This is a genomic window from Olsenella sp. An290, assembly GCF_002159535.1.
Lineage (GTDB): Bacteria > Actinomycetota > Coriobacteriia > Coriobacteriales > Atopobiaceae > Thermophilibacter.
Genome location: NZ_NFIU01000016.1, coordinates 20,397 through 41,525, shown reverse-complemented (window position 1 = coordinate 41,525; position 21,129 = coordinate 20,397). Strand labels below are relative to the sequence as shown.

Below are 21,129 nucleotides of genomic sequence, written 5' to 3'. Positions count from 1 at the left end.
CCATTCCGAACCCGGAAGTTAAGCCCCCGAGCGCCGATGGTACTGCGGAGTCAGTCCGTGGGAGAGCAGGACGTCGCTGACCAACAAGGGGCATTTTCCTGTGGCGGGGCCCCATTGTTTCGGGCTCGTTGCCCCAGCTTCCCCGCTGCTTTCCGCTTGCTATCACTAAGCTTCCAAAATTGAACGAAGAGATTTATTAAACTTCCTCTTGCATTGTCATTTCGGGTGATACTGTACCTAGCGACCGCCTGTAAGCAATGTGTCGCGGAGGTAGTTCCCATGCCCGATCGCCAGAACGATGCGTCTCTCGTCGACGAACGACCCGCCGAGGTATCCCAGGACGAGCGCTTGATCGACGCCGACTACTTGGACGAGCTTCTCGAGGACGGGCGCGCCCGCTCCGTTTTTGGGTCATGTGCGCGCTCTAGAATCCTTGCGCTCTGCGTTGAGCCTGGAATGGGCGTCGAGGAGATGGTCGTGTCCATCGTCGCGCTCCATGCCCAGCAGGGACATAAGGTCTATCGCCATGATCTTCTCGCGCTCTCGCCCTCGGACGCGTCTTCGCTTATGGTGCGGGTCTGTCGCGAAGCGACTCGCTCGAAGTCCCCCGCCTTCGTCGCGTTTGAGAACGTCCCGCCCTCTGATGAGGGAGGGGTTCGCCGGCAGGCTCGCGCCGTGCGGAGACTCATCGAATCGGGCATCTCCTGCGTCCTCACCCTTGCTCCCGAGGCGCGGCAGCTCCTCGAGCCTCTGCCCGAGTGCCTTGTCCTCGGATCGCGCGATCTTCTCGCCCGGCGCGTGATGGGAGCCGAGCGAGGGGAGGCCGCCTATCCGATCAGGCGCCTTACGCACGGGATTCCTACGCTCGTCCGCGGCCTTCTCTCGGCGCGTCTTGCGGAGGGGCGCGTCGTTGACCTCCCCGCCTCCTATACTGATGCGTTTCGCGCGCTCGTTGACGGCTGCCTGAGGCTCACGCTCTCAGATGAGGAGCTGCGCCTCAGGTATGCGCTCCTTCTTTTGGGCCAAGGGACCCTCCACGATCTTGAGGTCGCCCTCGGCTCCGTTCCCTCCGAGCTTGTCGGAATGGTGGCCGACAACGTTGCGCTGCTCGAGTTCTCGTCTGACCTCACGCGCTTCAGCGCGTTGCGCGGCCACAGCCTGCGCGTGCTCGCGTCGCTGAGGCCGGAGCTCTCCTCTATGGCGGGCCTTTTCCCAGATGTTTTGGTGGGTGTCGTCCGGGCGCTCACGGAGCGTGGCGACTATGCGCGCGCCGCGGCCATCTGCGACTTCTCGCGCTCCCTGGATTGGCGCGAGGTGGCGCTTGGGCATGGGGCGGGCTTTCTGGAGGCGGGGTGCACCAATCTGATGAGGGACGTTCTTGGGCCGGGGCCGTCCATCGCTCCGGACGGCTCCCGTGACTTTGCCCTCTGGGCGGCGACGCGCGCGCTCTCGCTCTCAAATCCGGGCCGCGAGGTCTTTTCCTGGGCGCCCGACGAGCAGGAGGCGATAGGCGGCGACCTGCGCGAGGCCCTGCTCTTTCTGGACGCACGCCGGGCCCTCCGGGCGCTGCCCCCGCTTGTCGCCTTTGCGGAGGGTGCGTGGAGCGAGCTCGAGACGCGTCTTCTGGCGCATCGCGAGGCGACGCAGCTCATGGCGCAGGGGCGCTTTGCGTCGGCCATGCGTCTGCTCGTGGCAAACCCCGGCACGGGAGACGGGCCGTCCGTCTCTCGGGCCCTTCTCAGGATTGATCTTGAGCTGGCGCGGCTCTTCCTCTGCGACCCGCCCGTGCAGGGCACCGCAGACCTGGAGCGAGCTCGAGGGATGCTCTCCTCCGAGCAGCTGCGCGGCCTCTCCGGCACCGTGGCATCCGTGAGCGTGCTGCGCGGGCTGCTGGGCGAGGGGGAGAGCGCCGGCGCGCTGGCAGACGACCTTGTCTCCCGGGCGGAACGAAGCGGCGATGTCGTCGTCCAGGTCTTCGCCCTTGTGGCCGGCTGCATCTTTGACCTGCGCAGGGGCGCGCTCGCGCGAGCTGGCGTCCGCTCCGTGCTCGCCCGCGCCGTCGCGGGCCGCGCGGGGCTCGAGTACCTTGCGCGCGTGGCGGTGATGGTGGGGGACGTGGCGAGGGGCCTCTCCGGCGACGAGGTGACGCCGCTTTCCGTGCAGCCCCACGATGACCTGGGGCGGGTCTGCGTTGTGCTCCACGAGACGCTCGTGCCGGAGGGCGAGCTCGCCCATGAGGAGGTGGACCTTCCCGACGACCCGCCTCGCGAGGCGCTCTGGCTGCTCGTTGCCCTGAGCATCGGGGTGGGTGACTTCTCCCGACGCCTGCTGAACGCAATCCCCCCGAGCTGGCGCCAGGCGCTGATGCGGCTGGGGACGGGATGGGCCGCCGCGTCGTCCGGAGCTGCGCCCGCGGCCTGGGCGGGCGATGCCTGGGCCGGTCGGCCGCCGCTCGACGCGGCGCCCATTCAGATCAGGCTCCTGGGCGACTTCGTGCTCAACGTGAGGGGCGTGCGCGTCCCGGACGCCCGCCTCGAGCAGCGCGGCGCCAAGTCCATGCTCGAGTTTCTCGCCCTGCGGCACGGGGCTGCCGCACGTCGTCACCAGCTCGTCGAGCAGGTCTGGCCCGACTGCGAGTATGGGGCGGGGTTCGGGCGGGTCTACCAGGCGACGAGCGTGGTGAGGTCGATCGTCTCGGAGATCGACGACGGGCTCGACCCGTTCATCGTGAGCAGGACCACGCGCGCGGTGTCCCTGGACCCGGCCCTGGTGAGCGTGGACGTGGACGAGTTCAGGACGTGCGCCCGCGAGGCCTCGGACGCGCGCGACGACATGCGGGCGCTCGAGATGGCGCGCCGTGCGGAGGAGCTCTACACGGGCGACCTCTACCTCCCTGCGGTGGACGCCACGGGCTTTGTGTCGGCACGTCGGGACGAGCTGCGAGAGCTCTACGCGGACGCCATGGTGGCGGGCTCAGACGCGGCGCTTCGCCTGGGCCGGCGCCGCACCGCGGTGCGGCTCGCCCAGAACGCGCTTGCCATCAACGAGCTGCGAGAGGATGCGGTCATCGCCCTCGTGCGGGGCCTCAGGGCAAGCGGGCGCAACGTGGAGGCAGAGCAGCAGTACCGGCGCTACGCGCGCCGCCTCATGCTCACGGTGAAGGAGCCGCCCTCGAGGCTTCTGAGACGGGCCGCGCTGGGGGAGCGGGAGGAGCGTCCCGGGGTCATCCGGCAGGAGGTGGTGCCGGCCTAGGGCTGCGGTGCGCTTTTGGTGAGTGACGACCTTGTCGGCCGTTGGCCGAAGGGGTATGGGTAAAGTGGTGGGCGTGGCTGTGCCGTAGGGAGCACGGTCCTGAGAACCAACAGGGGAGCCGCATGCCTAACTTTCTCTCCAAGCTGCTGTCGATAGGCGCCGACCGCGAACTCAAGGAGTTCGAGAAGATCGCGGCGCGCGTCAACGACCTCGAGCCCAAGTTCACGGCCATGTCCGAGGACGAGCTCAGGGGCTGCACGGCAGCGTTCCGCGAGCGCTACGCTCAGGGCGAGACCCTCGATGACCTTCTGCCGGAGGCCTTTGCCGCGGTGCGCGAGGCCTCTCGTCGAACGACGGGCCTGCGCCACTTTGACGTCCAGATCATCGGTGGCATCGCGCTTCACCGGGGCACCATCGCCGAGATGAAGACCGGCGAGGGCAAGACGCTCGTCTCCACCCTCGCGGGCTACCTCAACGCCATCCCCGGCAAGGGCGTCCACATTGTCACGGTGAACGACTACCTGGCCCGCCGAGACAGCGAGTGGATGGGCCAGATCTACCGCTACCTGGGCATGAGCGTGGGCCTCATCCAGAACGGCATGCGCCTCAACCTCAAGAAGCCTGCCTACGCGGCCGACGTCACGTACGGCACGAACTCCGAGTTCGGCTTTGACTACCTGCGCGACAACATGGTCACGCGCGCGAGCATGCGCGTCCAGCGCGGTCACCACTACGCCATCGTCGACGAGGCGGACTCCATCCTCATCGACGAGGCGCGCACCCCGCTCATCATCTCCGGTGCGGGCACCAAGTCCGCAAGCACCTACAAGGACTTCGCCCGCGCCGTGCGCGGCCTCACCCCCGAGGTCGACTACACGATGGACGAGGCCAAGCACACCATCGCCACGACCGATGACGGCCTGAAGCGCGTCGAGGCGGCCCTGGGCATCGAGGACATCTACGCCGACGTCTCCGGCCAGCTCGTCAACCACCTGCAGCAGGCGCTCAAGGCCGAGTACATGTTCCATCGCGACCAGCAGTACGTGGTCGTTGACGGCGAGGTCAAGATCGTCGACGAGTTCACGGGCCGCATCATGGAGGGCCGTCGCTACTCCGAGGGCCTGCACCAGGCGATCGAGGCCAAGGAGGGCGTGCACATCCGCGAGGAGAACCAGACGCTCGCAACCATTACCCTCCAGAACTACTTCCTCATGTACGACAAGCTCTCCGGCATGACGGGCACGGCCATGACCGAGGACGCGGAGTTCCGCGAGGTCTACCACATCCCGGTGCAGGTCATCCCGCCCAACAAGCCGGTGATCCGCGTGGACCACGACGACCTCGTCTACCGCACGCTCGACTGCAAGTTCAAGGCGGTGGCCGATGACGTCGTCGAGCGCCACGCCAAGGGACAACCGTGCCTCGTGGGCACCGTCTCCATCGAGAACTCCGAGAAGCTCTCCCGCATCCTCGACAAGCGCGGCATCAAGCACAGCGTGCTCAACGCCAAGTATCACGAGCGCGAGGCCCAGATCGTGGCGCAGGCCGGCCGTGAGGGCGCGGTCACCATTGCGACGAACATGGCCGGCCGTGGCACGGACATCCTGCTGGGCGGCAATGCCGAGGAGCTGGCCGAGGAGGCGGTGCTCTCCCTCGACTTCGGCGTCGAGCAGGCCACGGTGAAGAGCGTCCTCGCTGCGGGCGACCCGGCCAGGCTGACCTCCGAGGAGCTGGCCAGGCAGGGGATAGAGATCGAGCCCGAGGTTCTTCTCGCCATCGCCGAGGAGCGCACGCGCGCGCTCGCCGAGGCGAAGGAGCGCTGCGCGGTCGAGCGCGAGCACGTGATCGCCGCCGGTGGCCTCTACGTCATCGGCACCGAGCGCCACGAGAGCCGCCGCATCGACAACCAGCTCCGCGGCCGCTCCGGCCGTCAGGGCGACCCGGGCGAGACCCAGTTCTACCTCTCGCTCGAGGACGACCTCATGCGCCTCTTCGGCGGCGATCGCATGGAGAAGATCGCGGCCATGATGCAGAAGTACCAGATGCCCGACGACATGCCCATCCAGTCCAAGATGGTCACGCGGGCCGTCGAGAGCGCCCAGCGCAAGGTCGAGGAGGTCAACTTCTCGATGCGCAAGAACGTCCTCGACTACGACAACGTCATGAACACGCAGCGCCAGGTCATCTACGAGGAGCGCAACAACATCCTCGACGGCAAGGACCTCATGGCGCACATCGACGAGGTCACCCTTGACGTGGCCAAGCGCGTGGTGGGGGCGTACTGCCCCGAGAACGCCCCGCGCGGCGAGTGGGACGTGAAGGGCCTCAACGGCTGGCTCGAGGAGCTTACGGGTCGCAAGGGCGACCTGGAGGTTCCCGAGAAGGCCAAGCAGGCCGACGTCGTGGAGCTCGTCGACGCCTTTGTCGACCGCTGCTTCTCCGAGAAGAGCGAGCGGCTTGGCGCGGACATCATGCAGGCCCTTGCGGCCCAGGTCATGCTGCGCGTCATTGACACGCGCTGGATGTCCTACCTGCAGGAGATGGACTATCTCAAGACGGGCATCGGCCTGCGCGGCTTTGGCCAGCGCGACCCGCTCGTGGAGTACAAGAGCGAGGCCTACGCGGCCTTCACCGAGCTTGTGGCCACGATGTACGAGGACTTCCTGCGCATGATCCTCCACTTCGAGGTCATCGTGAAGCCCGCCGCCCCCGCCAAGGAGGAGCCCGTCGAGGACGAGCCCGCGGAGCTCCGTGGCGCGCAGTACTCCGGCCCGCGCGAGGTCGACGGCGACCAGGGCGCCCGCCCCGCCATGGCGCCCGCGCCCGCCGGCGCGGCCCCGAGCGCGCCGCAGCCCGGTGCCGGCAAGCCGCGCACCTACCGCAAGTCCGAGGACCCCGACCCGTACGTGGGCGTGGGCCGCAACGACCCCTGCCCGTGCGGGAGCGGCAAGAAGTTCAAGAACTGCCACGGCAGGAACCGATAGATGGCCGACGTCACCGCGGCGACCTTTGACGCGCTCGCCGGACGCCTTGCCGAGGTGGAGGGGTACCTCCACCTCGACGAGCGGCGCCTGGAGGTGCGCGAGCTCGAGGCGAAGAGCTCCGAGCCGGGCTTCTGGGACGACGCCGACTCCGCGCGCGAGCTCATGGCGCGCCTGGCCTCCGCCAGAGACGACGTCTCGGCCATCGAGGCGGCGCGCGCCAAGCTCGAGGACGCCCGGGCCGCCTTCGAGCTCGGCGAGGAGACGGGCGACGAGGACCTGCTCGCCGAGTCCGCCTCCCTCGCTTCCGGGCTCGAGCACGACCTCTCGGAGCTCGAGCTCTCGAGCTGGTTCACCGACGAGCTCGATCACGGCGACGCCATCGTGACCATCACGCCGGGCCAGGGCGGCCTCGAGGCGCAGGACTGGTGCGAGATGCTCTTCCGCATGTACCAGCGCTACTGCGACCGTCGCGGCTGGAAGGTCACCGTCAACGACGCGGTGCCCGGCGAGGCCATCGGGCTCGACCGCGCCACGTTTACCGTGAGCGGGAAGAACGCCTACGGGATGCTTCGCGCCGAGCAGGGCGTGCACCGCCTGGTGCGCATCTCACCCACCGACGCCAAGAAGCGTCGCCAGACCACCTTTGCCGGCGTCGAGGTGCTGCCCGTGCTGCCAGATGACGTCGAGGTCGAGATTGACCCCAACGACCTGCGCATCGATGTCTATCACGCGTCCGGCCACGGTGGCCAGGGCGTCAACACCACGGACTCTGCCGTGCGCATCACGCACCTCCCCACGGGCATTGTGGTCACCTGCCAGAACGAGCGCAGCCAGCTTCAGAACAAGGCGTTTGCCATGAGCGTGCTCAGGAGCCGCCTCTACGAGATGGAGCTCGCCCGCCGTGCCGAGGAGCTCGACGAGCTGCGCGGCCCCAAACGCGACATCGGCTTTGGCAACCAGATCAGGAGCTACGTCCTGTATCCCTATCAGCTCGTCAAGGACCTGCGGACCGGCGTGGAGACCGGCAACGTCGAGTCCGTCCTCGACGACGGCGACCTCGACCGCTTTGTCGTTGGCTACCACCGCTGGGCGGTCGGTGAGGAGCGCGCGTCGTGACCCTGTGGCGCACGGTCGTTCGCGACGCCTTCCTCATCATCGTGGGCTCGCTCATCTTTGCCGTCGGCGTCGACGTCTTTGAGATTCCCTACGGCCTGGCCGCGGGTGGCGTCACGGGTCTCGCCACGGTCTTCTCGGCCATCGCCGACGGCCTGGGCGTCTTTCTGCCCGTGGGCCTGCAGACCATTGCCATGAACGTGCTGCTCCTGGCGCTCGTGGTGCGCTCTGGGGACCGCGGCTACATCGCGCGCACCGTCGCGGGCATTCTGGCCTGCGGGTTTTTCACGGATGCCCTCGTGCCCTTCCTGCCGGCCGTCGGCGGGGAGAACGACCTTCTCCTCTGTGCGCTCTGGGGCGGCATCATCACGGGCGTAGGCCTGGGGCTCGTCTTTCGGACCGGCGGGAACACCGGTGGCACCGACATCGTCTCCCAGCTCCTTGCGAGAAGGACCGGCATGCCCGTGGGCACGGCCGTCATCATCGTGGACGGCGTGATCATCGCCTTCTCCGCCACGGTCTTCTCGATCGAGCAGGCGCTCTACGCGGCCGTGGCCATGTTCATCTGCGGCAAGGTCATCGACGCCGTGGTCGACGGGCCGCGCTCCGCGCGCGCCGCCTACATCATCTCGACGGAGCACGAGAAGATCGCCAACGAGATTCTCTACACGCTCAACCGAGGGTGCACGGAGCTTCAGGCGCGCGGCGTCTGGAGCGGCAACAGCCGTCCCGTGCTGCTGTGCGTGCTCGGGCGCTCGGAGAGCATGCGCCTCAAGCAGATCGTGGCGGGCATCGACCCCGACGCCATCGTCATCATCTCCGAGGTGCACGAGGTCTTTGGCGAGGGATTCCGCCAGATTGGCGGCTCGTGATTTCGGCTTGGTTCATTTTGTCCCGCGTGCGATGACAGCGCGGGCCCGCGCGTGTATCGTAGGGCGGGTAGGTGACGGCGAGGAAAGGGGCCGAGCATGAAGTTCTTCATCGATACTGCCGACCTGGACGAGATCAGGGAGGCTCTTTCGTGGGGGTGCCTTGCGGGCGTCACCACCAACCCCTCCCTCTATGCCAAGACGGGCGGGTCGCTCTCGGGCTTTGAGGAGCACATGACCAAGATCGCGCGGCTCTGCGAGGGGCTCCCGGTCTCCGTCGAGTCCTGCGCCAAGACCGTCGAGGACATGGTCGCCGACGGGCGGCGCCTCTCCGCGCTTGCCCCCAACGTGGTCGTCAAGCTGCCGGTCTGCGCCGAGGCGCTCGCCGCGACGCGCACGCTCGCCTCCGAGGGCGTCCGCGTCAACATGACGCTTGTCTTCTCCGCCCCGCAGGCGCTTCTCGCGGCAAACGCGGGCGCGCGCTACATCTCGCCGTTCATCGGGCGTTTTGACGACATCTCCGAGGACGGTCTCGACCAGCTCGGCACCGTCATCGCCTGCGTTCACAACTACGACTGGGCGGGGAGGAACCCTGACGACACGGTGGAGATCATCGCCGCGTCGGTGCGCACGCCGCACCACGTGACGCAGGCGGCGCTGCTTGGCGCCGACATTGCCACCGTGCCGCTCGCCGCCCTCAGGAAGTGCCTGCGCCACCCGCTGACCGACCAGGGGCTTACCGGCTTTGACGCCGCCTGGGAAAAGGTCAGGGCGCAGGGCTAGGACCGCACGAAGAGACGAGGAGACTCATGAGCACCACCATCGCGGCGCAGGACGCCGGCTCGGTCCTTGAGATCGAGCTCGTGGCCAACGCCATGCGCCATGACATCATCCGGATGCTGGAGGCCGCAAAGTCCGGTCACCCCGGCGGCTCGCTTTCCGCGACCGACATCATGGCGACGCTGTACTTCTCGGGTGAGATGGACTACGACCGCGAGAACCCCGACGACCACTCCCGCGATAGGTTCTTCCTCTCCAAGGGGCATGCGGCTCCCGCGCTCTACGCGGCGTTCCACCAGCTCGGCTGGGTTGCCGACGAGGATCTTCCCACCCTTCGCCACCTGGGCAGCAAGCTTCAGGGCCATCCCGACTGCCACGCGCTGCGCGGCCTTGAGGTGTGCTCCGGCTCCTTGGGGCAGGGCCTGTCCATCTCCGCGGGCGTTGCCCTGGGCCTCAAGCTCGACGACGCCCCCGAGGCGCGCCGCCGCGTCTTCTGCGTCCTTGGTGACGGCGAGATGCAGGAGGGCTCCAACTGGGAGGCGATGATGTTCGCCGCCCACCACGGCCTCGACAACCTCGTGGCCTTCCTCGACCTTAACAACCTGCAGATTGACGGTCACGTGACCGACGTCTGCTCGCTGGGCGACATCGACGCGAAGTTCGCCGCCTACGGGTGGGGCGTGCGGCGCGTCTGCGGCCATGACGTCGCGGCGCTGCTGGACGCGCTGCGCTGGGCCAAGGGCAACCTCGGGTCCGGGCGCCCCACCGCTATCATCTGCGAGACCGTCAAGGGCAAGGGCGTCTCCTTCATGGAGGACGCGTGCGGCTGGCACGGCGTCGCCCCCTCGGCCGACGAGGCCGCCGCCGCGATCGCTGAGCTCGACGCCGCCCGCGCCGAGCTGGAGAAGGAGGTCTGCCATGGCTAACCGTGCCACGCGCGAGGCGTTTGGCGAGACGCTCGTCGAGCTTGTTGACGAGGGCATGAACGTGGTCGCCGTCGACGCCGATCTCGCCGGCTCCACCACCACCGGCAAGCTCGCCGCGGCTTATCCCGAGCGCGCGTTTGACGCGGGCATCGCGGAGCAGAACATGGTGACCGTGGCCGCGGGGCTCTCGCTCACCGGCCGCATCGCCTTCACCGCCTCCTTTGCCGTCTTTGGCACGGGGCGTTGCTACGACCAGATCAGGAACACCGTCTGCGACGCCGACCTCAACGTGAAGATCTGCCCGACGCACGCCGGCGTCACGGTGGGCGAGGACGGCGCGACGCACCAGATGCTCGAGGACATCACGCTCATGCGCGTGCTCCCCGGGATGCGCGTGCTCGTCCCGGCGGACTATCGCGCGGCCAAGGCGGCCATCCGCATTGCGGCCCAGACGCCCGGCCCGCTCTACGTGCGCATGGGCCGGCACAAGGTGCCCGAGGTGTACGACGAGTCCGCCTCCTTCTCGCTCGGCGGGGCCAACGTGCTGCGCGAGGGCACCGACGTCACGATCTGCGCCTGCGGCGTCGAGGTGGCCCACGCGCTGCGCGCGGCCGAGGGCCTGGCCGAGCGCGGGATCTCCGCCGAGGTGATCGACGTCTACTCCGTGAAGCCGCTCGACGAGGCCACAATCCTTGCGAGCGCACGGAAGACCGGTCGCGTGGTGACCTGCGAGGAGCACATGGTCTATGGCGGCATGGGCTCGGCCGTGGCCGAGCTTCTGGCCGAGCGGCTGCCGACCCCGATGCGCTTCGTGGGCATGCGCGGCTTTGGCACCTCGGCGCCTGGCGACGAGCTGCTCGTGCACTTTGGGCTCGACCACACCGGCATCTCGCGCGCCGTCGAGGAGTTTCTTGCCTCGAGCGCGTCGTAGCGCCCCGGGGCTCGCCTCGTGTGTGCGGGCTGTGTGCGGTGCGAGAAGAAGGTGTGACGAGCTTCTGCTTTATGTGGACTCAAGACGGCCTCCGAATGGGGGAAAGCTGGGCTTTTGCTAGACTGTGGCCCGTATTTGCCCGTTTGTGAGCACAAGAAAAGGAGCTTCTGTGGCCAGTCACTTTCGCAGCGCTGAGCGACAGGGGTCGGAGGGCGACGAGCGTCTCGACGCCGCCATGCCCGACGCGGCTCCGCAGGTAGAGGCAGAGGCCGAGCAGGCCGAGGACACCGGCGACCTTCTTGCCGCCGCGACGCCCGCCCCCGAGGCCGCCCCTGCGCCGGCCGTCGAGGGGGACGTCCCGGCCTCCGCTCCGGCCGTCGAGCCCGTGAGCGCCCCCGAGGCCGCCCCGGCGTCCCAGGACGCCGACCTCGAGGCCGTGCATGTCGTCACCGCCTCCGAGCCCGCGGATCCCACCGATCAGCCGGGCTTCACGAGCGTCTTCGCGCCCCTGGCAAGCGATGACGCGCCTGAGGTCCAGCGGACCGGCACCCCGACCGTGTCGTTCAAAAACGTCTCACTCATCTACCCGGCCCAGCCCAACAAGCCCGCCCTCGACGACGTGAGCCTCGACATCTACCCCGGCGAGTTCGTCTTCATCGTCGGCCACTCGGGGTCGGGCAAGTCGTCGCTGCTGCGCCTCATCACGCGCGAGCTGCGCGCGACCTCCGGCCAGGTGATCGTGGCCGGGCAGGACCTCACCAAGATGCGCAACCGCAAGGTCCCGTACCTGCGTCGCCAGATTGGTACGGTCTACCAGGACTTCAAGCTCCTGCCGGACAAGACGGTGTACGAGAACGTCGCCTTTGCCCTTGAGTGCATCGGCAAGCCCAAGTCCGTCATCAGGGCCCAGGTTCCCGAGGTGCTTCGCCTCGTCGGCCTCGCGGAGCGCATGAAGAGCTTCCCGGACCAGCTCTCCGGCGGCGAGCAGCAGCGCGTCTCCGTGGCGCGCGCCATGGTCAACCGCCCGCCGCTGCTCGTCTGCGACGAGCCCACGGGCAACCTCGACCCGGCCATCTCGCTGGGCATCATGAAGCTGCTCGACCGCATCAACCGTGCCGGTACCACCGTCGTCATGGCCACGCACGACCGTGAGATGGTCGACTCCATGCGCAAGCGCGTCATCGCGCTCGAGGCCGGCCACGTGGTCCGCGACCAGGAGAGGGGAGGCTACGGCTACTATGGTGCCCTCTAACTTTGGCTACTCGCTCCGCGAGTGCGGCCACCACTTCCGCCGCAACTGGACCACGGTGCTCGGTGCCGTCGTCACCATCTTCCTGTCCCTGTTCATCATCGGCGTCTTTGCGCTGGGCTCGGTGCTGCTCAACAGCGCCCTCGGCAACGTCGAGGACCAGGTCACCATCCAGGCGTTCATCTCCGACGACGCCGACGAGCAGGCCGTCGAGGACTACCAGGAGGCCCTGCGCGGCTGGGACAACGTCGAGTCCGTCACCTTCAAGACCAAGGAGCAGGCGCTCGAGGACTTCCGCACCTCGATGTCCAACCGCAACGCGGCCGACGCCGTGACTGCCCTTGACGGCGAGAACCCGCTGCCCGCCTCCATCGTCATCAGGCTCGACGACCCGCAGAAGGTTGCCGAGACGGCCGAGCGCATCATGGAAGACCCCGACTTCGTGGAGATCTGCGACGACTCCAGCGACCCGTCCGGCGACGTCCAGTACGGGCAGGGTACCGTCGAGCGCCTCCTGAGCGTTGGCGTGTACTTCCGCATCGCGGCCGTGGCGCTCATCGCGCTGCTGACCTTTGTGGCCTTCGTGTTCATCAACAACACGATTCGTCTGGCCATCACGGCGCGGCGTCGCGAGATCGGCATCATGCGCCTCGTGGGCGCCTCCAACGGCTTCATCCGCGGGCCCTTCGTCATGGAGGGCACGATCGAGGCCATCCTCGGCGCGCTGCTTGCCATCGGCGCCCTGGCCGCGGGCATGAACACCCTCATGCCCGCCCTGGCGGAGAACCTCTCGTTCCTCGCCTTCGACCTGCCGGCCAACGTCGTCTACCTGACCTACGCCGCCCTCCTGGGCATCGGCGTGCTCATCGGCCTGTTTGGCTCTGCCATCGCGATGCGCCGCTACCTCAAGGTGTAGGACCAGCCGATCGGGCTGTCGGAGGGCCCCGGCCGCGTGCGGCCGGGGCCCTCTTGTTTGGCGTGGGATTGGCCTGGCGGCCGCCGACGGCGTCGCTTGTGATTGCCGGGGCCGGCTGCGCAAAGTTGGCCTTCTGGTAGCGAAAAGGCCGCCACCGTGTGCAGAAGGAGCCTTTTGGCAGTGGGGTTGCGCGCTCCGGTGGCCGTCCTTGCGGAAGAATGCGCAGGATGGCGTTTGCAGGCTGGGCCGAAATGGGTCTGGACGGCGGATTGGGGCACTGCCAGAATGCCGTATCTGCACATGCTCGGACGAGTTTCACTGCCAGATGGGACAAACTGCACAGTCGGGAGGGTTCGACGCGCGCTCGTGGGCCGGGGCCCGGTCGAGCGGCGCTGGCGTGCGATACCATCTTGATGAAGGAGGGCAACGAAAGGGGATGCCATGGGGCGCGGGAGGCCGCACCGGGGAAGCAGGAGGCGGGGGCGCACGGGCGGCCCGCGCGGACGCAGCCAGACGGTCACGGGAACCCTTGTGGTGACACGTCCCGGCGCGGCGCGCGTCGAGACGCCCGAGGGCTCGTTTGACCTGATGCGCCACGGGCAGCGCGAGGCCATGAACGGCGACGAGGTCGAGGTGGCCCTTGTGGAGCGCCACGGCCAGGCGCCGCGCGCCGTGGTGCGCTCGGTGCTCTCCCGTGCCGTCGAGACCTTTCTTGGCCGCTTCGAGGACGCTGGCCCCCTGGGGGCCGTGGTCCCGCTCGATGCCCGCCTAGGCCGCGACTTCTTCGTGGTCCCGGAGGACCCGACCCCGGAGCGGCTGGGCGTGCGCCCGGGGGACGTCGTGGTGGCGCGCATCACCGAGTACCCGACCCGGCGAAGCGCCGCCGTGGTGACGCTGGACCGCCGCGTGGGGTCATCGGACGAGCTCGACCTCAACGTCGAGTCCGTCATTGCGTCCTTTGGGCTTCCCGGGGACTTTCCTGCCTCGGCGCTCGAGGAGGCGGAGGGCCTCGCGGATGACGTCGCGGCGACGCTTGCCGCCGAGCCCGCCCGATGGGACCTGCGCGACGGGCTCTGCGTGACGGTGGACCCCGCCGACGCGCGCGACTTTGACGATGCGGTCGGGGCGAGGCGGCTCGAGGACGGGGGCTTCGAGGTCTCCGTCCACATTGCCGACGTCACGCACTACGTTGCCCAGGACGACCCCCTGGACAACGAGGCCAAGCGCCGCACCTGCTCGGCCTATCTCGTTGACCGCGTCATCCCAATGCTGCCCGAGCGGCTCTCAAACGACCTCTGCTCCCTGCGCCCCCGGGAGGACCGCCTTGCCGTGAGCGTGGTCGTGCGCCTTGACGGGAGGGGGAGGGTGACGGGCTTCCGGGCCCGCCCCTCGGCCATCCGCTCCGCGGCCCGCCTGAGCTACGACGAGGTTGACGCGCTGCTCGAGGGGCGCCTCTCCGCGGGGGAGCTCCCCTGCGAGGGCGGGCGCTCCACGGACGTTGCCGAGGCGCTTCGGGTGCTCGACGAGGTCCGCGCGCTGCGCGAGCGCGTGAGGCGCGACCGGGGCGCCATCGACTTCGAGACCGTCGAGGCCAAGGTCCGGCTTGATGAGAGGGGCCGCCCCACGGACGTCACCGTCCGACGTCGCACGCGCGCCACGGGCCTCATCGAGGAGGCCATGCTCCTGGCGAACGAATGCGTGGCGAGCCTGCTCTCCGAGGCCGAGGCGCCCGCCGCCTACCGCGCCCACGAGCGCCCCGCCCCCGAGGACCTGAGGGCGTGCGTCCAGCCCCTTCAGGAGCTTGGCCTGCTCGACCGCGAGCTCACGGCCGGCCTGCTGGCGGGCGACCCCTTTGCCATTCGTGACGTGCTCGACGGCGCGCGGGGGACCGATGGCGCCCTCCTTGCGAGCGCCCTGCTCCTGCGCGCCCAGCGCAGGGCCGTCTACCTGCCCTACAACGTCGGCCACTATGCCCTGGGCGCCCCGGCCTACTGCCACTTCACCTCGCCCATCAGGCGCTATCCCGACGTCCTCGTGCACCGGGCCCTCAAGGCTCGCCTTTCGGGCACGCTCGAGGGCCGGGCCATGCGCGCGCAGGCCCAGGCGCTCCCCCAGCTCTGCCGAACCTGCTCGGAGCGCGAGCGCGCCGCCGACGCCGCGGGGAGGGCGTCCCAGAAGATCAAGATGGCCGAGCTCTTCTCCGAGCGCATCGGCGAGCGCCTTTCCGGCGTGGTGACGGGGTGCGAGCGCTATGGCGTCTTCGTGATGCTTGACGACACCTGCGCCGAGGGCCTGCTGCCCGTGCGCGAGCTCGGAGACGAATGGTTTGCCTACGACGAGGCCCGCATGACGCTCACGGGGGAGGCCTCCGGAGAGGTCTGGGGCCTCGGCCGCCGCGTCACGGTGGTGGTCGATGACGTCAACGTGGCCCGCGGCCAGATCGACTTTGCCCTTCCCGCGTAGCGCTCGCGGGCGGGCGTGACAAAGGCGACGGGCCGCCGGCCCTGCCGCGCCTCCCGCCGCGGCCCCACAAGGGATTGCGCGTGGGGGATAATGGGAAGACTAGGAGTCAAGGGCACGAGACGCGGCCGCACGGCCGCGAGGAGGTTTGATGAGCCAGACGGAACTGACGGGAGAGCTTGAGCGCGCCGAGGGGATCATGCTCCAGGGCCAGGCGGACGCGGCGGCGGAGCTGCTCGCCCGTCTTGCCGAGGACGCCGAGGAGTACGTGGACAAGAACTGTCCCACCACCGACGAGGTGCAGTGGTTCAGCTTCCCCACGCTCTTTGAGCGCCTCGCGTACCGCCGGGTGGAGAAGGACCCGCGCGAGCTGCGCGACGTCGGCGAGCCGCTCGACCGGCTCTACAACGACCTCGCGCTCGCAAACGTCCAGGCCGGCGACTATGACGCCGCGATGGCCGCGCTCAAGCGCGCCGTGCGCTGGAACCCCATGGACTGCGGCTACCGCCTCAACCTCGCCGACCTCTTCCGCGTGGCCGGCGACATGCAGGAGTACCTTGCGCTCACCTACACCGTCTTCGAGCGCGCGAGCGACCCGCGCCACCTTGCGCGCGCCTTCGTGAACTTTGCCGGCTACTTCGAGGTCTCCGAGAAGCCCCGCACCGCCGCCGCGGCCCTGCGCGCCGCCCGCGCGCTCGACGTCACGGACGGCACGCTCGCGGCCGCGCTCAACCAGGCCGCCGGCACCGAGCGCGACCCCGACCTCGTGGACGATGCCGAGGCGGCCGAGCTCCTCGCCGCCGAGGGCCTGCCTGACGGCGCCAACGCCGAGATCGCCATCTGCCTGCTCATGTGCGCCTCCGACGCCGCGGCGGCGGGCGAGCGCGACGTGGCCGCCACGCTCGTGCTGCGGGCCCGCGACCTGGTGGGCGAGCCTGCCGCCAAGGCGCTCCTCGAGCTCATCCGCGAGACCGACGCGAGCGAGGGGGCGGGACATGGCCAAGAGTAAGGTCCTGCGTCAGGCCGCCGCGGCCGCCAGCCAGAAGGCCGGCGGAAAGAAGACCATTGCCAAGAACCGCTCCGCGCGCCACGAGTACTTCGTCGACGAGACGCTCGAGGCGGGCCTTGTCCTTACGGGCACCGAGGTGAAGAGCCTGCGCGAGCGCGCCTGCCAGCTCACGGACGCGTTCTGCCTCATCCGAGGCCACGAGGCGTGGCTTCACGGCGTCCACATCCACCCCTACTCCAACGGCGGCGTCTGGAACGTCGACCCGGACCGCAAGCGCAAGCTGCTGCTGCACCGCCGCCAGATCGACTACCTCGACGGCAAGCTCCGCCAGAAGGGCGCCGCGCTCGTGCCCCTGGAGCTCTACTTCGACGAGCACAACCGCGTGAAGCTCTCCATTGGCCTCGCGCGCGGCAAGAAGCTCTACGACAAGCGCGCCGACATGGCTCGCCGCGACTCTGACCGCGAGATCGCCCGCGCGCTCAAGGAGCTCAACCGGTGACCCAAGGGGTGGCCCCTTTGGATCGGAGAGGAGAGGGTATGGACGCCAGCGCACTGTTCAAGTTCTCGTCGGGCCTCTACGTGGTCTCGGCGGCGGGCGGGGAGCACGCGGCCGCCTGTCTCGTCAACACGGGCATGCAGGTGACCGCCGAGCCGCTTCAGGTCAGCGTGACCGTGAACAAGGAGAACGTCACCTGCGGTGCCATCGAGCGCGCGGGGCACTTCTCCCTTGCCGTCGTCGACGAGTCCGCGGACATGCTCTTTGTGGGCCGCTTTGGCTTCAGGTCCTCGGCCGACGTTGACAAGTACGACGGCATCGCGCACGGCCTCGCCTCCACGGGTGACCCCTATCCCGCCGAGCACACCTGCTCCTTCGTGGCCTGCAACGTGGTTCGGTCCCTCGACGTGGGCACGCACGTGACCTTCGTCGGCGAGGTCGTCGACGCGGCCAACCTTTCTGACGTGCCGCCGATGACCTACGCCTACTACCATGGTACCCTCAGGGGCAAGACGCCCGCCAAGGCCTCGTCTTATGTGGCCGGCCTGAGTTAGCACGGCGCGCGGCGAGAAACGCCACCGTTGTGATAGCATTTATTGAGCAGTGCGTACGTCAAACGAGAGGAGAGAAGCATGGCCGAGGAGAAGAAGTACACGTTCCGTTGCACCGTCTGCGGCTGGGAGGTCACCGTTGACACCCCCGAGCTGCCCGAGGACTTCGTCTGCGAGGTCTGCGGCGTCGGTCCCGATCTGTTCGAGCTGGTCGAGGAGTAGGCCCGCACCCACGGTGCGTCCGCAGGGCGTCCCCAGACGCCCGGCGCTGCCTCACGGCACAGGGCGGCCTCCCGCGGGAGGCCGCCCTCTTTCGTTCCCACAGACGAAGCCCGGTCCCGCGACTGGCGGGGCCGGGCTCGTTGGGCGGTCGTCGGGGAGTGGGAGGAGATGGGCGGCCGCCGCGGGGAGTGTCATCGGGTGGGTTGCCGGCGTCAGCCCTCCGGCGTTACCACCGGGTCGGCGTTCACGAGGTCGCTCCCGCGCCCATAGCTCGGGCGCGCCGCGGCGTACTGGATGTCGCGCGCGAGCTGGCGCACCTCGGACGCGTCGACGTCGTTGTAGCGGTGGCACGCGCAGAGGTGGTCGGGCAGCACCTCGCGCTGGTCGGGCGCCGAGACGTCGCAGGCGCCCACCTTGGCAAAGCAGCGGCTCGCAAAGCGGCAGCCCGCCGGCGGGTCAATGGGGCTCGGGACGTCGCCCTCGAGGATGATGCGCCGGCGCTGGAGCTTGGGGTCGGGGCTCGGGATGGCCGAGAGGAGCGCCTGGGTGTAGGGGCAGAGCGGCTCGTGGTAGAGGCTGTTCTTGGGCGCGACCTCCATGAGGCGGCCCAGGTACATGACGCCCACGCGGTCGGAGATGTGCTTGACCACGTTGAGCCCGTGCGCGATGAAGAGGTACGTGAGCCCGAACTGCTCCTTGAGGTCGTCAAGAAGGTTGAGCACCTGCGCCTGGACCGAGACGTCGAGCGCCGAGACGGGCTCGTCGCAGACGATGAGCTTGGGGTTCACCGCAAGCGCCCGCGCGATGCCCACGCGCTGGCGCTGGCCGCCCGAGAACTCGTGCGGGTAGCGGTTCTTCATGTAGCTCGCCAGCCCCACGCGCTCGAGCAGCTCGTCCACCCGGTCGTCCACCTGGTCTCTGGGCAGGATGTCGTTGGTGAGGATGGGCTCGGCCACGATCTGCCCCACGGTCATGCGCGGGTTCAGGCTCGCGTAGGGGTCCTGGAAGATGAGCTGGATGTCGCGGCAGAGCCCGCGGCGCTCCCGGGGGCCGAGCGCGGTGATGTCGCGCCCCTCAAAGAGCACGCGCCCACTCGTGGGCCGCAGCAGCCCCACGATCATCTTGCCGATCGTGGTCTTGCCGCAGCCGGACTCGCCCACCAGGCCAAAGGCCTCGCCCCGACGGATGGTGAAGCTCACGTCGTCGACGGCCTGCACGAAGGAGGTCGGCTTCCCAAAGAAGTTGGTGTCGGCGACAAAGCTCTTGGTGAGGTGCTGGACCTCGATGAGGTTGTCGTTGGTGTTGGCTGGCATCTCAGCGCGCCCCCTCTTCTGTCGTGGCGTCCTGCGCGCCGCGAGCGGTCCTGCGAGCACGCCCGGCGGAGCGCATCGCTCGCTCTATGCGCTCGCGCTCCTCGGCCTCGAGCCGCGCCTTGACCTCGTGCGCCGCCTCGGTGGCGGCCACGGCCCGCCGGACCTCGGCCTCGTCCTCGTAGAGGAAGCACCGCACGCGGCGCGTGGTGCCCGGGACCGTGGAGAGCTCGGGGCACTCGTGCCGGCAGCGCTCGAGGCAGCGCTCGCAGCGGTCCGAGAACGGGCAGCCGCTCGGCATGGAGAGCGGGTTGGGGACGGAACCCCGAATCATGTAGAGCCGCTCGGACTCCTCGTCCTCGAGGCGCGGGATCGACTCCAGAAGGCCGAGCGTGTACGGGTGCAGCGGGTGCTCGAAGAGCTCGAACTTCTCGCCCTCCTCGACCACCTGGCCGCAGTACATGACGACCACGCGGTCCGCGACCTCGGACACGACGCCCAGGTCGTGCGTGATGAGCAACACCGCCATGTTGAACTCGCTGCGGAGCTTGTAGATGAGGTCCAGGATCTGCGCCTGGATGGTCACGTCGAGGGCCGTGGTGGGCTCGTCGGCGATGAGGAGCTTGGGGTCGCAGGAGAGCGCCATGGCGATCATGACGCGCTGGCGCATGCCGCCCGACATCTGGTGCGGGTAGTCGCGGGCGCGCTCCTCGGGGGAGGGGATGCCCACCACGCGCAGCATCTCCACCGCGCGGGCCCAGGCGCTCTTCTTGTCCATGTCGGAGTGCGTGCGGATGGCCTCGACGATCTGGTCCCCCACGCGGTAGACGGGGTTGAGCGAGGTCATCGGCTCCTGGAAGATCATGGAGATCTGCCCGCCGCGCACCTGCTCCATCTCGGCCTCGGTGGCCGCGAGCAGGTCCTTGCCGTCAAAGGTGATGGACCCCCCGGTCACGTGCCCCGGCTTCTGGAGCAGCCCCATGATGGAGAGCGACGTCACGCTCTTGCCTGAGCCCGACTCTCCCACCACGGCCAGGATCTCCCCGCGCTCCAGGTCAAAGGTGACGCCGTTCACGGCGCGCACGACGCCCTTGCGCGTGGGGAACTCGGTGACCAGGTCATGTACCTCTAGCAGCGCCATGTCAATCACCTGTTCCTGCTCTTGGGGTCGAAGGCGTCGCGGATGCCGTCGCCGAGCAGGTTGAACGCCAGGACGGTGACGGTGATGGCGAGGCCGGGGAAGATCATCGCGTAGGGCGCCGCAAAGATGTAGTTGCGCCCGCGCCCGAGCATGTCGCCCCACTCCGCGGCGGGCGGTTGGACGCCGAGGCCCAGAAAGCCGAGTGCGGCGGCGTCGAGGATGGCGCTCGAGATGCCGAGCGTCGCGCGCACGATGATCGAGGGCATCACGTTGGGGAGCACGTGACGGAAGATGATGACCGCGTCGGAGTCCCCGATGACGCGCGCGGCGGCCACGTAGTCGGACTGCTTGACGGCGAGCACCTGGCTGCGCACGATGCGCGCGTACTCCGGGATGGAGACAAAGCCGATGGCGATGATCGCCTTGTCGATGCCGCGCCCGAGCGCCGCCATGAAGGCGATGGCCAGAAGGATCGACGGGATGGCGAGCATCATGTCCATGAAGCGCATGATGACGGTGTCCACCACGCCGCCCTTGTAGCCGGCGAGCGCGCCCAGGGTGACGCCGATCGTGAGCGAGATGGCCACCGAGAGCAGGCCCACGGTGAGCGAGATCTGGCTGCCGATGAGGATGCGGCAGAAGATGTCGCGGCCCTGCTGGTCGGTGCCAAACCAGTGCGCGGCGCTCGGCCCCTGGAAGGAGGCCGAGAGGTCCTGCTGGTAGGGGTCGTACGGGAGCACCTGCGGCGCAACAAAGGTGATGATGGCCACCAGGGCGAGAAGGACAATGATCGCGAGGCTCACCATGGCGGGCACGTTCTGGCGCAGCGAGTACCAGACGTCCTTCCACAGCGACTCGGTCTTCTCGGCCGGGCGCTCCTCGGGGGCACCGCCGGTCTGGGCAACTGCCTCTGCCATGCC

The 21,129-nt window shown here is 68.7% G+C and carries 17 protein-coding genes; 14 read left to right on the top strand and 3 right to left on the bottom strand.

Translation table 11 applies throughout. The annotated features are described in order from the left end of the window. Nucleotides 1–279: 279 nt before the first annotated feature. The 14 genes from B5F84_RS08160 to B5F84_RS08095 all read left to right on the top strand — a co-directional run bounded on the left by B5F84_RS08160 (nt 280) and on the right by B5F84_RS08095 (nt 17,758). The gene (locus B5F84_RS08160; protein ID WP_087322653.1) at nt 280–3,252 is read left to right on the top strand and encodes a bacterial transcriptional activator domain-containing protein; all 2,973 of its coding nucleotides are present in this window, start codon (nt 280–282) and stop codon (nt 3,250–3,252) included. A gap of 122 nt (nt 3,253–3,374) precedes the next feature. Further along, entirely contained in the window at nt 3,375–6,236 is a 2,862-nt protein-coding gene (secA, locus tag B5F84_RS08155; RefSeq protein WP_087322650.1) for a preprotein translocase subunit SecA, read from the top strand. Next, nucleotides 6,237–7,352 carry a peptide chain release factor 2 gene (prfB, locus tag B5F84_RS08150; protein ID WP_087322649.1) on the top strand — a complete coding sequence of 372 codons (1,116 nt, stop codon included), beginning with the start codon at nt 6,237–6,239 and terminating at the stop codon, nt 7,350–7,352. Next, nucleotides 7,349–8,221 carry a YitT family protein gene (locus tag B5F84_RS08145; protein ID WP_087322646.1) on the top strand — a complete coding sequence of 291 codons (873 nt, stop codon included), beginning with the start codon at nt 7,349–7,351 and terminating at the stop codon, nt 8,219–8,221. Before prfB ends, B5F84_RS08145 begins: the two co-directional genes overlap by 4 nt. A gap of 96 nt (nt 8,222–8,317) precedes the next feature. Continuing rightward, on the top strand, nt 8,318–9,001 hold the full coding sequence (locus B5F84_RS08140) for a transaldolase family protein (RefSeq protein ID WP_087322644.1): 684 nt from the start codon (nt 8,318–8,320) through the stop codon (nt 8,999–9,001). A gap of 26 nt (nt 9,002–9,027) precedes the next feature. Beyond that, a complete protein-coding gene (locus tag B5F84_RS08135; RefSeq protein WP_087322641.1) occupies nt 9,028–9,924 on the top strand; it encodes a transketolase in 897 nt (298 codons plus the stop codon). After that, nucleotides 9,917–10,855, top strand: coding sequence for a transketolase C-terminal domain-containing protein (locus B5F84_RS08130; protein ID WP_087322635.1), 939 nt, complete (start codon nt 9,917–9,919; stop codon nt 10,853–10,855). Before B5F84_RS08135 ends, B5F84_RS08130 begins: the two co-directional genes overlap by 8 nt. 169 nt (nt 10,856–11,024) lie before the next feature. Then, entirely contained in the window at nt 11,025–12,107 is a 1,083-nt protein-coding gene (gene ftsE, locus B5F84_RS08125) for a cell division ATP-binding protein FtsE (protein ID WP_087322631.1), read from the top strand. Next, a complete protein-coding gene (ftsX, locus tag B5F84_RS08120) occupies nt 12,094–13,020 on the top strand; it encodes a permease-like cell division protein FtsX (RefSeq protein WP_087322628.1) in 927 nt (308 codons plus the stop codon). Before ftsE ends, ftsX begins: the two co-directional genes overlap by 14 nt. 441 nt (nt 13,021–13,461) lie before the next feature. Further along, entirely contained in the window at nt 13,462–15,483 is a 2,022-nt protein-coding gene (locus tag B5F84_RS08115) for a VacB/RNase II family 3'-5' exoribonuclease (RefSeq protein ID WP_087322625.1), read from the top strand. Nucleotides 15,484–15,631: 148 nt separating this feature from the next. Then, complete coding sequence (locus B5F84_RS08110; RefSeq protein ID WP_087322621.1) at nt 15,632–16,489, top strand: tetratricopeptide repeat protein; 858 nt, start codon at nt 15,632–15,634, stop codon at nt 16,487–16,489. Then, the gene (smpB, locus tag B5F84_RS08105) at nt 16,476–16,988 is read left to right on the top strand and encodes an SsrA-binding protein SmpB (RefSeq protein WP_087322619.1); all 513 of its coding nucleotides are present in this window, start codon (nt 16,476–16,478) and stop codon (nt 16,986–16,988) included. The genes B5F84_RS08110 and smpB overlap by 14 nt, the downstream gene beginning before the upstream one ends. A 38-nt stretch (nt 16,989–17,026) precedes the next feature. After that, nucleotides 17,027–17,539, top strand: a complete 513-nt coding sequence (locus tag B5F84_RS08100) for a flavin reductase family protein (RefSeq protein WP_087322616.1) — start codon at nt 17,027–17,029, stop codon at nt 17,537–17,539. Nucleotides 17,540–17,617: 78 nt separating this feature from the next. Then, complete coding sequence (locus tag B5F84_RS08095; protein WP_087322613.1) at nt 17,618–17,758, top strand: rubredoxin; 141 nt, start codon at nt 17,618–17,620, stop codon at nt 17,756–17,758. 212 nt (nt 17,759–17,970) lie between these two features. Here the strand turns inward: B5F84_RS08095 and B5F84_RS08090 are convergent, their stop codons facing one another. From B5F84_RS08090 to nikC, 3 genes are read right to left on the bottom strand one after another with little or no spacing between them, the layout of a single operon-like run. After that, entirely contained in the window at nt 17,971–19,071 is a 1,101-nt protein-coding gene (locus B5F84_RS08090) for an oligopeptide/dipeptide ABC transporter ATP-binding protein (RefSeq protein ID WP_087322610.1), read from the bottom strand. Between the two features lies 1 nt (nt 19,072). Next, nucleotides 19,073–20,209 carry an ABC transporter ATP-binding protein gene (locus B5F84_RS08085; RefSeq protein WP_087322659.1) on the bottom strand — a complete coding sequence of 379 codons (1,137 nt, stop codon included), beginning with the start codon at nt 20,207–20,209 and terminating at the stop codon, nt 19,073–19,075. Between the two features lie 5 nt (nt 20,210–20,214). After that, a complete protein-coding gene (nikC, locus tag B5F84_RS08080) occupies nt 20,215–21,126 on the bottom strand; it encodes a nickel transporter permease (protein WP_087322607.1) in 912 nt (303 codons plus the stop codon). Between the last annotated feature and the right edge of the window lie 3 nt (nt 21,127–21,129).